This is a genomic window from Chitinophaga filiformis, from assembly GCF_900102545.1.
Classification (GTDB): Bacteria; Bacteroidota; Bacteroidia; order Chitinophagales; family Chitinophagaceae; genus Chitinophaga; species Chitinophaga filiformis.
In genome coordinates this window covers 271439-283514 of sequence record NZ_FNBN01000004.1, presented here as the reverse complement: position 1 = coordinate 283514, position 12076 = coordinate 271439, and the positions used below count along the sequence as shown (strand labels likewise).

14 protein-coding genes are annotated in these 12076 nt (G+C 45.9%); 11 read left to right on the top strand and 3 right to left on the bottom strand.

What is annotated here, in order from left to right:
• Positions 1 to 29 precede the first annotated feature (29 nt).
• From BLR32_RS18955 to BLR32_RS18905, 11 genes are read left to right on the top strand one after another with little or no spacing between them, the layout of a single operon-like run.
• The gene (locus BLR32_RS18955; RefSeq protein WP_089834420.1) at positions 30 to 698 is read left to right on the top strand and encodes a TerD family protein; all 669 of its coding nucleotides are present in this window, start codon (positions 30 to 32) and stop codon (positions 696 to 698) included.
• Positions 699 to 723: 25 nt separating this feature from the next.
• Positions 724 to 1362 carry a vWA domain-containing protein gene (locus tag BLR32_RS18950; protein WP_089834419.1) on the top strand — a complete coding sequence of 213 codons (639 nt, stop codon included), beginning with the start codon at positions 724 to 726 and terminating at the stop codon, positions 1360 to 1362.
• A gap of 1 nt (position 1363) precedes the next feature.
• Entirely contained in the window at positions 1364 to 2074 is a 711-nt protein-coding gene (locus tag BLR32_RS18945) for an HAD family hydrolase (RefSeq protein ID WP_089834418.1), read from the top strand.
• Positions 2049 to 2939: a phosphoribosyltransferase family protein gene (locus BLR32_RS18940; protein WP_089834417.1), complete on the top strand. Its 891-nt coding sequence runs from the start codon at positions 2049 to 2051 to the stop codon at positions 2937 to 2939. The genes BLR32_RS18945 and BLR32_RS18940 overlap by 26 nt, the downstream gene beginning before the upstream one ends.
• Positions 2873 to 3427: a TerD family protein gene (locus tag BLR32_RS18935; RefSeq protein ID WP_089834416.1), complete on the top strand. Its 555-nt coding sequence runs from the start codon at positions 2873 to 2875 to the stop codon at positions 3425 to 3427. The genes BLR32_RS18940 and BLR32_RS18935 overlap by 67 nt, the downstream gene beginning before the upstream one ends.
• 22 nt (positions 3428 to 3449) lie before the next feature.
• Positions 3450 to 4085, top strand: a complete 636-nt coding sequence (locus BLR32_RS18930) for a vWA domain-containing protein (RefSeq protein WP_089834415.1) — start codon at positions 3450 to 3452, stop codon at positions 4083 to 4085.
• Positions 4086 to 4125: 40 nt separating this feature from the next.
• Entirely contained in the window at positions 4126 to 4377 is a 252-nt protein-coding gene (locus tag BLR32_RS18925; protein ID WP_089834414.1) for a hypothetical protein, read from the top strand.
• Complete coding sequence (locus tag BLR32_RS18920) at positions 4377 to 5435, top strand: TerY-C metal binding domain-containing protein (RefSeq protein WP_089834413.1); 1059 nt, start codon at positions 4377 to 4379, stop codon at positions 5433 to 5435. The genes BLR32_RS18925 and BLR32_RS18920 overlap by 1 nt, the downstream gene beginning before the upstream one ends.
• On the top strand, positions 5435 to 6841 hold the full coding sequence (locus BLR32_RS18915; RefSeq protein WP_089834412.1) for a protein phosphatase 2C domain-containing protein: 1407 nt from the start codon (positions 5435 to 5437) through the stop codon (positions 6839 to 6841). Before BLR32_RS18920 ends, BLR32_RS18915 begins: the two co-directional genes overlap by 1 nt.
• A gap of 10 nt (positions 6842 to 6851) precedes the next feature.
• Positions 6852 to 8369 (top strand): helix-hairpin-helix domain-containing protein, encoded by a 1518-nt coding sequence (locus BLR32_RS18910; RefSeq protein WP_089834411.1) that lies wholly within the window; start codon positions 6852 to 6854, stop codon positions 8367 to 8369.
• Positions 8370 to 8405: 36 nt separating this feature from the next.
• Entirely contained in the window at positions 8406 to 9239 is an 834-nt protein-coding gene (locus tag BLR32_RS18905; protein WP_089834410.1) for a DUF475 domain-containing protein, read from the top strand.
• Positions 9240 to 9328: 89 nt separating this feature from the next.
• Here BLR32_RS18905 and BLR32_RS18900 read toward each other — a convergent pair whose 3' ends face one another.
• The 3 genes from BLR32_RS18900 to BLR32_RS18890 form a co-directional block, all read right to left on the bottom strand.
• A complete protein-coding gene (locus BLR32_RS18900) occupies positions 9329 to 10066 on the bottom strand; it encodes a peptidase associated/transthyretin-like domain-containing protein (RefSeq protein ID WP_089834409.1) in 738 nt (245 codons plus the stop codon).
• Between the two features lie 111 nt (positions 10067 to 10177).
• On the bottom strand, positions 10178 to 10873 hold the full coding sequence (locus tag BLR32_RS18895; protein ID WP_089834408.1) for a LytR/AlgR family response regulator transcription factor: 696 nt from the start codon (positions 10871 to 10873) through the stop codon (positions 10178 to 10180).
• Positions 10870 to 12057: a sensor histidine kinase gene (locus BLR32_RS18890; RefSeq protein ID WP_089834407.1), complete on the bottom strand. Its 1188-nt coding sequence runs from the start codon at positions 12055 to 12057 to the stop codon at positions 10870 to 10872. Before BLR32_RS18890 ends, BLR32_RS18895 begins: the two co-directional genes overlap by 4 nt.
• Positions 12058 to 12076: the final 19 nt, after the last annotated feature.

Sequence of the window (12076 nt, the reverse complement as noted above, 5' to 3'; positions counted from 1 at the left end):
TTCTATCACACACTATTGAAATACACTTTATGGCAATTAACTTAGTTAAGGGACAAACCATTGACCTCCGTAAAAATGACAAGGGGGAAACCTACGATCTTTCCACAGTAACAATTGGTCTGGGCTGGGATGTCCGTAAAAAAAGCGGTGGCTTTTTGGGTAAGCTGCTGGGCAGCAAGGAAGAAGAATTTGACCTCGATGCAATCGCCTTCCTGCTGGATAAAAATGGTAAGGTAGCTGACCTGGGTAAGACCGTACAAACCAATGACGGCCGCAACCTGAGTCTCTACCAGGGAGATGTGATCTTCTTCAACAGCCAGCGTCACCCTTCAGGCAATATCTGGCTGACAGGCGATAACCGCACAGGCGCCGGTGATGGAGATGATGAGCAGATCATCGTGAAACTGGATAGCCTGGATGCAAGATATGAGAAGATCCTGTTTGTAGTATCTATCTACCAGGGCCGCCAGCGTAATCAACACTTCGGTGGTATCGAAAACGCATTCATCCGCGCAGTAGATAATAAAGGAAAAGAAATCGTTAAATTCAATCTCTCCGGAGACGCATCATACAATAACATGTGCTCCCTTGTATTTGCAGAAGTATATCGTAAGGACGGTACCTGGAAATTCAGAGCACTGGGTGATCCTCAACCTGCAGACAGCTTTGTTGAGATCCTCAGGAACTACGTTTATTAATTAACCCTTTCTATTAGAGTCATTCATGAGAAGATTACCGGTTTATTTAGTGTTGGATACTTCAGGCTCTATGAGCGGTGAGCCTATAGAAGCCGTAAAGAATGGTGTACAGGTACTGATCTCAACACTGAGGCAGGATCCTTATGCACTGGAAACAGCATTCATTAGCCTGATCACCTTTGATAGTGATGCACGCCAACTGGTACCGCTGACAGATCTGTCTTCTTTCCAGATGCCGGAACTGAAGGCAGCAGGTGGTACATCACTGGGAGCTGCGCTGCAGACTGTGGCAGACAGTATTAACAGGGAAGTGGCAAAATCCACCATCGATGTGAAAGGTGACTGGAAACCGCTGGTGTTCCTGATGACGGACGGTATCCCAACCGATCAGTGGCAGAGTGGATTGAATGCTTTTCAGAATAGTAAAATAGGTATTACAGTGGCCTGTGCTGCAGGAAACGGCGCAGATGTAAACCTCCTGAAACAGATCACCAATACCGTGGTATCACTCGATACGGCAGATGCAGCTACTATCAAAGCCTTTTTCAAATGGGTGTCTGCTTCCGTGAGCACCGGCAGCCAGAAAGTGGAAAGCGGTGATAAAGAAGTAGCCGGCCTGAATGAACTGCCGCCACCTCCACCGGAAGTGAATATCGTTGTGTAACATGGAGAAAACCAGGCATGTATCTTTCGATCTGTGGATGACGTTAATCCGTTCGCATCCTTCCTTTAAAACGAAGCGTGCAGCCCTGTTCCGTTCCTTCTTTTCGCTGGAGTTCTACACGCCGGAAAAGGTGGAAGCTGCGTTCAGAGAGACAGATGTACTGATCAATAACATGAACGAAATAACAGGGCGTAATGTGCATACATTCGAAATGTATCTGTTATGTCTGCACCTGTTGGGTATTGATATTAAAAGTGTGCCACCGGACAAACTGGAGGAATTCTACAGTTTGTCCGAGGCACTCTTATTTGAATATCCTCCGCTGCCTTTATACGAGGACACAAAACAGTTGTTAGCCGCTTTGCAGGCACAGGGTATTACCACAAATCTGCTGAGCAATACAGGATTTATTCAGGGACGGACTTTGCGTAAACTAATGGCAGGATGGGGATGGGACGCCCACTTTGCATTCCAGCTGTATTCAGATGAAACAGGATACTCTAAACCGGATGTACAGATGTTCAGCCGCTTACTGGAAAATACCGTTTTGCTGCATGCAGATATTACTCCCGCGCAGATCTGGCACCTGGGCGATAACCAGGTAGCCGATGTACAGGGGGCTCAACGTATGGGTATATATGCAACGCTGACAGACATTGTTAATAACCCCTTAAATAAGTTGTTAAATGAAAGATGTTTATGCCTTACATAACATTGTAGATGATGTTCATTTCCCTTTTGATCCTGCTGCTTACAGCCGCTTCAAATTCGGGGACGGAGCAGCTGCGGAGGCATTCGGCGCTGCATTGGCTGCAGGTTTCATTGCTACTTACGGAAACAGGTTGTCAGAGAATGATCAGCTGGTAGTGGTGCCAAGCCCTTACACCAGTATCCCCACGGCGTCCTATTACATGACTGTTGCGTTTATAAAAGTGCTGAACAGGTTTCTGTGCATGAATGGATATAATCCTGCAGAAACCACCAAGATCCATCGCTTTAAGACATACAGCATTGATTACGGAGCGCTGGATATGGAAAGCAGGAAGGCGCTTATCATCAATGATAAATACCATATGGATAAAGAGTTCCTGTATGGAAAGACGCTGATCTTTATGGATGATATCCGTATTACAGGAAGTCATGAACTGATCATCCGCAACCTGCTGCAACGGTATGAGCTGGACAATACTGCTTATTTCCTCTACTATGCACAACTGCTGAATAGTAATATTCATCCCAACATAGAAAACAAACTGAATTACTATAGTGTACATTCCCTCCAGAGCCTTGAATCGGTGATATGTTCACCTGCATTCAGGTTCAATACAAGGGTGGTAAAATACTTACTCCATGCACCTTTTGCGGAGTATGAACAACTGCTGATGAAACAGACGCCGGCCTTCCTGCAGGAACTGGCCGACTGCTGCATCAGCAATAATTACTACCAGATGGAAGAGTACAGAAAGAATGCATTTTTTTTATTTGATCATCTTCAAAAAATCATACCATCATGGCAATCAATTTGCAAAAAGGAGAACGAGCCAATATTGAACTACCAAAATTCACAATTGGCTTAGGATGGGATATCAATGAATCACACACAGGTGGCGAATGTGACCTGGATGCTTCTGTATTCCTCCTGGGAGAAAACAGAAAGATCCTGGCAGACGAGTATTTCGTGTTTTATAATAATCTTCAGTCTCCGGATGGTGCTGTGAAACATTCCGGTGATAACCGCACTGGTGCAGGTGATGGTGATGACGAGACAATCCAGGTGGACCTGTCTGTTATCAATCCTGCAGTAAAAGAAATCTGCGTGGTGGTAACCATTCATGAAGCTGCGCAGCGTAAACAGAACTTCGGTCAGATCCGCAATTCATTTATCCGCATTTATGATGCAGCTAAAAATGTGGAACTGGTGAAATATGAACTGGGTGAAGACTTCTCCATCGAGACAGCCGTTGAATTTGGCCGTATCTATAAACGTGACAACCAGTGGCGTTTTGAGGCGGTAGGCCTTGGCCAGAAAGGTGGCCTGGAAGACTTCCTGGGAAAATATGCGTAATCGAATTTAATATAACACAATCATGAGACGACTTCCGGTTTACCTGTTGCTTGACACCTCCGGCTCCATGAGGGGCGAACGTATAGAGGCAGTGAAAAACGGACTGCAGGTATTGGTTTCGAAATTAAGGCAGGATCCTTTTGCACTGGAATCTGTGTGGATCAGCATTATCACTTTCGACAGGGAAGTGAAACAGCTCCTGCCATTGACCGCTTTAGAGTCATTGCAACTACCTGAGATCACTACGCCGGAATCCGGTCCTACCAATATGGGCGCTGCACTGGAACTGCTATGCACTAAGCTGGATAACGAAGTGATCAAAGGAAATGATACCCAGAAAGGAGACTGGCGCCCACTGCTGTTCCTTATGACAGACGGCAAGCCTTCCGATCTGGCAGCTTTCCGTGAGGTGGTGCCTAAGATCAAAAGTAAAAACCTGGCCGCTTTAGTAGCCTGCGCCGCTGGTGCGGAAGCACAGGACAGCTTCCTGAAAGAACTGACAGATACAGTAGTACACCTGGATACTGCCGATAGTTCTACACTGATGTCTTTCTTCAAATGGGTGTCTGCATCTATCGGAACAGGCAACAAGAGTGTGGGCTCTACAGACGAAATACAATTGCCACCACCACCGGCAGAAGTACATGTAATTATCTAACAGGGTATGAACAGATACCCTTTACCAAAGAACTATACCAATGTTTTTCATTATCCATCTTATTATTAACATCCTTATTGTAGGACTCTTTCTATACTCAAAACTGTTGCCTTATGAAGATCGTTTAACGGGTCAATATAAGCAGACCTTCAGCTTCTTCAAGAGCATTTTCAAACCCGTACTGAGTTTGTTCAGCGGTATTAAACCATTCCAGGTGGGAACAGGTTTGTCTGTTGATATGACCCAGATATTGTTGCTGATCATTTTGCTGGTACTTAATTATTTCTACTGATGAGAAGACTACCTATTTATTTCCTCATAGATGTATCTGAATCTATGGTGGGAGAACAGATACAGTTTGTGGAGGAGGGATTGGCGACGATTATTAAAGAGTTGAAATCTGATCCCTATGCACTGGAAACTGCCTGGGTGTCTATTATCGTATTTGCCGGTCAGGCGAAAACGATAGTACCGTTGCAGGAAGTGATCAGTTTCTATCCACCAAAGTTCCCGATAGGTGCAGGTACATCTCTGAGCAACGGTCTTGGTCATCTGATGTACGAGTTGCGTAAGAATACAGTGCAGACTACCGCCACACAGAAGGGCGACTGGAAGCCGATCGTATTCCTCTTCACAGATGGTACACCAACAGATGATAGCAGTGCTGCGATCCGTGAGTGGAAGCAGAACTGGCAGAGTAAAACAAACCTGGTCGCAGTTTCATTTGGTGATGAAAATAACCTGGGCATACTGAAGGAGCTGACAGAGACAGTGCTGATGTTTAAGAATACAACGCCTCAGTCGTATAAAGAATTCTTCAGGTGGATCACCGCATCGATCAAATCCAGCAGTGTGAGTGTGAGCAATAACGGCTCGGGTATGGAACTGGCGAAGCTGAGTGACGGGGTGATAGAAAAGGTGGATATTGATAAACTGTCTCCTGTACAACCAGGATTTGTAGATACCAACTATGCCATCTTTGCTGCGAAATGCCAGAACACGAAGAAGCCTTATCTCATCAAGTATAAGAAAGGATTGCGTCCTGTGAATATCAGCGGTATGAATATGCAGTCTATGGGATATAGGCTCAACGGTGCATTCCCGGTGGATAATGCTTATTTTGAATTGTCTGCTGAAGGTGGTATTATCAACAGCAAAGTGAATACAGACGAGCTGGAAGGTTTTCCTACCTGTCCCTGCTGTGGCAACCAGTATGGTTTCGCGGTATGTTCATGTGGTAAAGTGCATTGCGTAGGACAGGAAGAGGTAAGTTCCTGTTCGTGGTGTGGAATACAAGGCAAATATGGCTTTGGCAGTGGTAACATGGATATAAACAGAACACAGGGATAATGACAAAACAAGGCTTTGTAGAAGCGTTATTGCGGCACAAAGGGATACCGGTATCTGAAAATCAGCTGGCACTGTTTGACAAATTCATGATGGAAGAACATATTAAACAGGCAGTGGAAACGATTATAAACACACAAAATGAAATAGTGGAATCCTGGAAAGAAAGATCACTGATTGACGATATTCTTCAGAAACAGATTATTCTACCTAATGCAAAGGTGAATAAACAATACAGTTTCACTTTCGATCCCGCCGGCATAGGCTTGCAGGAGATGGGCGATTTTGAATGGAGCATTCCGGAAGGGCTGGGCATTACATTTGATGAAACAGCAAATACAATTGCCGGCACTCCATTACAACCGGGTGAATTTGTACTCACCTTGTTGTTCCGGTTGAAACACCATCCGGCAGATAAACCATTCACCGAAAAAAAGATATTACTCGTTATCAACCCTGACCCGAAATCCCTGTGGCAGAACCTGCCTTCAGATGAACAGGATAAATACTGGCAGCCTGACCAGGCAGCAATAAGCCTGCCTTTTGGCGAACGAAAGCTGGTCATTGCTTCCAAAAGAGGGCGCAGCCATGCACATGAGGGGAAATTCAGGGATGATAGTTTTGGATGTGATTTTAACGCCGAAAAGGGCTGGGGTATCATTGCCGTGGCCGATGGAGCCGGATCAGCGAAATATAGCCGTAAAGGGGCTGATATTGCCTGTAAAGCGGCTGTAAACAGCTTCCGGGAACTCTTATCCGGAGATAAGATAGCCGGTCTGGAAGAAGCGATCACTGCTTATCTGAATGATCCCAGTGAGGACAGCCAGAAAAAAGTGAGCGCTCAGTTCATCGAACAGTTGGGGAAGCTGGCTTTTACATCCCAGGGAAAGATCAAACAGGAGGCCCAGGAGAATGGGGCTGACATAAAAGATTATTCGACTACGCTTATTTTTGCGCTGGTAAAGAAATATGCAGCCGGTTATGTGATCAGTTCTTTCTGGGTTGGAGACGGAGGAATCGGCATCTACCAGGATACCACAGGTGAAGCTTTTGTTATGGGCACACCTGACAGTGGTGAGTTTGCAGGCCAGACCCGCTTCCTGACAATGTCTGACATCTTTGCCAACGGCGCTTACGTGAACCGCATCCGCTTTAAAGTGGTACCCGATTTTACGGCGCTGCTCCTGATGACAGATGGGCTGACAGATCCTAAGTTCCAGACAGATGGCAATCTGCAGAAGAACGAGTACTGGCGTCAGCTGTGGCAGGATCTCGGCGGGGCCAACGATGACAGCGCCAAAGTAAACTTCACCGGTACACCGGAAGAAGCAAAGGAAAGCCTGCTTAACTGGCTGGATTTCTGGTCGCCTGGTAACCATGACGATCGTACCATAGCTATTTTATACTGATAAGGAATACATGAGCAACATTATTACAGTTACAGCGCAGGACGGGAAATCTTATCAATATGTTGATAATGGCGACCCGATGCAGGGAGGTATGAAGGACGTTTATTTCTCTCCGGACAAGTCATATGTAGTGGCTTTCTACAGGGATAAACAGGACTTCAATTCCAAAGAGCGGCTCAACAACATTGTGAATACGTTCCGGGAAAGAATCTTCAATCAGCCGGGAGGAGAATACTGGAAAGATCTCTTCTGCTGGCCCAGTAATATTGTGGAGCGGGACGGGAAGACCGGTATCATCGTACCGGTATATCAGAAGAAATTCTTTTTTACCAAAGGATATAACCCTGGCGCGGCCCAGATCGTTTCCATCGCAGGAAAGGAGAAAGAAGGCAGATGGTTTGCTTCTCCGCAATTCAGGAGCCGGCAGTTTAAGCTGCACCTGGATGAAACTGAACTGGGCGACTGGTTTAAGTTTTGTCTCATCTGTATCAAGATAGCCCGGGCCGTAAGGCGTATGCATGCTGCTGGCCTGGCCCACTCCGATCTTTCCTACAAAAATGTACTGATAGATCCTATTACGGGCAGTGCCACGATTATTGACATTGATGGGCTGGTGGTGCCAGGCAAGTTCCCGCCTGATGTGATCGGGACACCCGATTTTATTGCGCCGGAGGTAATGGCGACCAAGCATCTCCCGAAAGAAGATCCTGCCCGTAAACTGCCCAGTATTGCGACAGACAGGCATGCGCTGGCCGTCATGATCTACATGTACCTGCTGTATCGTCATCCACTGCGTGGAGGAAAGATCCATGACACAGACGCTCAGAAAGACGAAGAATTGTCTATGGGTGCGAATGCATTGTTTATAGAACACCCTACAGATACTTCCAACAGGCCAAGACTGGATCAGGTAAAACCTACCCACCTGCCCTGGGCTGATGTGAATAAAATACCGTATACAGTCTGCGGGCCCTACCTGAAGGAAATGTTTGAGAAAGCATTTATTGACGGATTGCATAACCCTTCATTACGCCCTACTGCAGATGAATGGGAACAGGCACTGATCAAAACGGTTGACCTGCTGCAACCCTGCCAGAACAAAAGCTGTGACCAGAAATGGTTTGTGTTTGACAATACAACCAGTCCCTGCTGTCCGTTCTGTAATACGCCTTACCGCGGACAATTACCGGTACTCAATTTGTATTGGTCAAGAAAACCGGGTAGTTTTACGCCCGAAAATCACCGGTTAATGGTATATCACAACCAGTATTTGTATCCATGGCATGTGAATAGGAACATTTATCCGAACGAAAGACTAACAGACCAGCAGAAAAAACCGGTGGGATATTTTGTATTTCATAATAATAAGTGGCAACTTGTCAATCAGACGCTTACATCTTTAAAAGATGTCACGGAGGGGAAGGATATTCCAATAAACTCTATGGTGGAGCTGACAGATAACAAGCAGTTGCTGCTGTCCCAGGAAGAAGGAGGACGGCTTATAGTGGTGCAACTCGTAAACAATTAATGTCTATCAACAAAAACAAGAAAATAACAAACAACTATGCAAATCGCTGAAATGTTCCAGCAGATCTTGGACAACCCGATACCTGCCTTGCTGATCGTCGGAAACCTGATTATTATTGAAAGTCTGTTGTCGGTGGATAATGCGGCCGTATTGGCTACAATGGTAATGGACCTGCCAAAGGAACAACGTAACAAAGCGCTGAAGTACGGTATTATTGGTGCCTATGTCTTCAGAGGTATTTGTTTACTGTTCGCATCTCTGCTCATTAAAGTATGGTGGCTGAAACCGGTTGGCGGACTTTATCTCCTCTATCTGACCTACGATTATTTCAAGAAGAGAGCTGAAAAATCAAAGGCAGAGAAAGCTGGCATTGTAGAGCAGGAAGCTGAAGAGATTGATAAGAGCAGCAACTGGTTATATAAGGCAACGATTGGCTGGATGGGCCAGTTCTGGGCTACCGTAGCGCTGGTGGAGCTGATGGACCTTGCATTCTCTATTGATAATGTGTTTGCAGCAGTTGCATTCAGCGATAATATCGTGTTGATCTGGACCGGCGTATTTATCGGTATCCTGGCCATGCGTTTCGTAGCACAGGGGTTCGTAAGACTGATGGAGAAATATCCTTTCCTGGAAACTGCAGCTTTCCTGGTGATTGGTGTATTGGGTATCAAACTGATGCTGGCTATCTATGAGCATTTCTATCCCGAAACTGCAGCGGCTCAATTCCTGGAAAGTCATCAGGCAGACTGGGCTACATCCATTATCACTGTATCTATTTTCCTGATCCCGATCATCACCAGCTTACTGTTCAACTACCCTAAAAAACATAAGGTGGAGGCAGAGGCTGAAGCAGAGGCGGAAGCGAAGTAGATCAACACACAGATTGTACACAACTACTTATAAAAAGGACCGGTTTATAGCCGGTCCTTTTGCTTTCATAACAAGTGCTCACTCATTACCTAAGCAGAAATGTAAATAGTATGGGTCAGATCATATCCGCCCGTGGTGCTATTCGCTGTGACAGTTGCAAGTTCATTGTCCAATGAATCCATAATGATATTATCCTGTGCATTGGTGATTGAATTCTGGCCATGTGCACTGTAAAGGGATGTTTTATAAACTGCAGTGTTGATCGCATCCGGAAAAGCAATCTGTGTGGTTAGTTTCAATGAGCTGTCCACATAGATCTGTGCATGGATATGAGTAACGCGGCCGGTGTACCAGCCCGGATAAATAGAAGTGAACTTCGCTAATCCGGCACTGTCTGTATATTGAAGGCCACGGCAGAAGACCAGGGCTGTATTGTCCTGTGTGCCCAGGTAACCGGAATTACTGTATCCTGAATAGTAACCATCTTTATCGCAATGCCAGATATCCACACGCGCATTGCTCACCACAGCACAATTGTTTTTCACATTGCGCACAGTGATAACGATGCTCAGTGGCAGGCCGGTTTTACCATCTGTAATATCCACGCGCTGTATGGAAGATCCCCTGCTGCTATACAGCGGATACGGACCATCAGTTTCGGTATCAGACACGGTACAGGTGCCGCCTGTTTCTGTATCAGTTCCCGTGGTGGTGTCGGTATCTGTACTGGTCGTATTGTCGTCTTTACCGCACGCATTCAGCATAGGTACGATGGAAGCCAGGCCCAGTATGCCCATCCCGTTCCTTAGAAAATCTTTTCTTTCCATATTGAGTTGGTTTGTTCACTGATATAACTGTTTTACCAACACAAATATTTCTTTAATACGGGACATGGCCATGTGATTGAGGTAAAGCCATTATATGTTGCGGTGAATGGACTACAGGCGCCGGAACTGACTGAAGAAAGCGTCCTCATAACTGTTGCTTATAGGTATTTCGTTGCCGGCTATCAGGATGGTTTTATTGCGTACCTGCTCTATACGGTCCATGGCTACGATGTAAGAACGGTGTACCCTGATGAAGGACTGCGGAGGCAGTTTTTCCAGCAGTACTTTCATTGTCATCCTGACTATCAGCGGGGGCTGCTGATAGAGATGTATTTTCAGGTAATCGTCCAGGCCTTCTACAAAGAGGATATCCGTGATCTGGACTCTTGTCAGGCCATAATCCACTCTGAATATGAGCGGAGGCGGTGTGGTGGGATGCGACTGGTTGAATTGCTTTACATGTTGCGCTTTCTGTACGGCCTGCAGGAAACGCTCGAAAGTGAAAGGCTTCAGCAGGTAATCCACTGCGTTGAGGTTAAACCCTTCTACCGCATATTCACTATGAGCTGTAGTGAAGATCACCAGTGCCTGTTGCTGTATGGAACGGTATAGATCAATACCACTTACAGAAGGCATGTTGATATCCAGGAAAAGCAGGTCTACCGGGTATTTCGTGATATACTTCAATGCCTCTTCAGGTACATTGAATGTCTTCTGCAACTGTATGAAATCCACTTTCGCACAGAAGTGCTGTATCAGCTTTAAAGCCGGTAATTCATCATCTATGGCAATAGCTTGTAAGGTCATGTTAATTGCAATAAAAGGGATACTTCAAAATAATGTTCCTCATCCCGGATCAGTAGTGTATGACTGCCAGGATATAGTAACTGCAGGCGTTTCTGGGTATTTTCTATACCAAGTCCGCCTGTTGTTTCCTGTACTTCCAGCACAGTTACCTTGTTATTGAATGCTTTAAAATACAGTTGTTTTTCATCAATGTTCACTGTAATGCGGATGTCTGTATTTTCTGCCGCATTCACACCATGTTTAAACGCATTTTCTACAAAAGAGATCAGGATCAATGGTGCAATCAGTTGCCCGGTAGCTTTGCCTGTTACCGTGAATGACAAAGGTATCGAATCTCCGAAACGCAATTTTTGTAGTTCGATATAATTACTGAGATAATCAATCTCCCTCGATAATGGCACCAGGTGATTACCGGCATCACTGATCACGTAACGCATCATCTGCGATAGCTTGACGACAGCGGTACCTGTCTGATCCGACTTTTCAATCGCAAGAGAATAGATAGTATTCAGGATATTAAAAAGAAAGTGCGGATTGATCTGCGCTTTCAGGTACGACAGCTCTGCATTCAGTTTCTCCTTTTCTGTCAGCCGCCAGCGGTAACTTATTTTCAGGATAAGGGAGAAGAAGAATACGGCCAGGAAAAGGAACAGCTGATGACTTACGTCCAGCAACAATGACCGGGATACCTCCTCATGTTGTCCGGGGCCATGAAAACGGTCCGGTGGAGGGAATGGTCGACCAGTTGGTGGCGGGGATTCCTGCCCGAAAGACGGGATACTGTCTGCCGGCGGTGGAGTAGGCGAGGGATTAAACTGTCTCGGTGGGCGGTCTGACGGTAGCGGGATGGGATTGTTAGCGGGCCACTCATATCCTGCACGGTTAGGGCCACCCCGAAAGCCGATCAGGAGATTAGGTACTAGTACTATTGCCACAAAGCATAGAATGGTAATGATAGAGAGGCCGCCGTATTTACGTTTGAAGTAGTAATTAGGGATCAGCCAGAAATAATTGAAATAAAAGAATAGCAGCAATGCCAGGTAGACGAGGAAATCTTTCATGGCAGGAGGGTGCCTCCACAGATCAGACAGGCTGCTGGCATCCGGGGAAAAGACGATCGGCAACGCCAGAAAAGTAACGCAACCGGCAATATGTATAAGCACCTGACTAAGTCTACCTTTCATAACGGGGCTGTTAAGGCAC

Excerpts from the sequence above, each read along its gene's own strand:
- BLR32_RS18955 (WP_089834420.1), top strand. The coding sequence starts at position 30 with ATGGCAATTAACTTAGTTAAGGGACAAACCATTGACCTCCGTAAAAAT.
- BLR32_RS18950 (WP_089834419.1), top strand. The coding sequence starts at position 724 with ATGAGAAGATTACCGGTTTATTTAGTGTTGGATACTTCAGGCTCTATG.
- BLR32_RS18945 (WP_089834418.1), top strand. The coding sequence starts at position 1,364 with ATGGAGAAAACCAGGCATGTATCTTTCGATCTGTGGATGACGTTAATC.
- BLR32_RS18940 (WP_089834417.1), top strand. The coding sequence starts at position 2,049 with ATGAAAGATGTTTATGCCTTACATAACATTGTAGATGATGTTCATTTC.
- BLR32_RS18935 (WP_089834416.1), top strand. The coding sequence starts at position 2,873 with ATGGCAATCAATTTGCAAAAAGGAGAACGAGCCAATATTGAACTACCA.
- BLR32_RS18930 (WP_089834415.1), top strand. The coding sequence starts at position 3,450 with ATGAGACGACTTCCGGTTTACCTGTTGCTTGACACCTCCGGCTCCATG.
- BLR32_RS18925 (WP_089834414.1), top strand. The coding sequence starts at position 4,126 with ATGTTTTTCATTATCCATCTTATTATTAACATCCTTATTGTAGGACTC.
- BLR32_RS18920 (WP_089834413.1), top strand. The coding sequence starts at position 4,377 with ATGAGAAGACTACCTATTTATTTCCTCATAGATGTATCTGAATCTATG.
- BLR32_RS18915 (WP_089834412.1), top strand. The coding sequence starts at position 5,435 with ATGACAAAACAAGGCTTTGTAGAAGCGTTATTGCGGCACAAAGGGATA.
- BLR32_RS18910 (WP_089834411.1), top strand. The coding sequence starts at position 6,852 with ATGAGCAACATTATTACAGTTACAGCGCAGGACGGGAAATCTTATCAA.
- BLR32_RS18905 (WP_089834410.1), top strand. The coding sequence starts at position 8,406 with ATGCAAATCGCTGAAATGTTCCAGCAGATCTTGGACAACCCGATACCT.
- BLR32_RS18900 (WP_089834409.1), bottom strand. The coding sequence starts at position 10,066 with ATGGAAAGAAAAGATTTTCTAAGGAACGGGATGGGCATACTGGGCCTG.
- BLR32_RS18895 (WP_089834408.1), bottom strand. The coding sequence starts at position 10,873 with ATGACCTTACAAGCTATTGCCATAGATGATGAATTACCGGCTTTAAAG.
- BLR32_RS18890 (WP_089834407.1), bottom strand. The coding sequence starts at position 12,057 with ATGAAAGGTAGACTTAGTCAGGTGCTTATACATATTGCCGGTTGCGTT.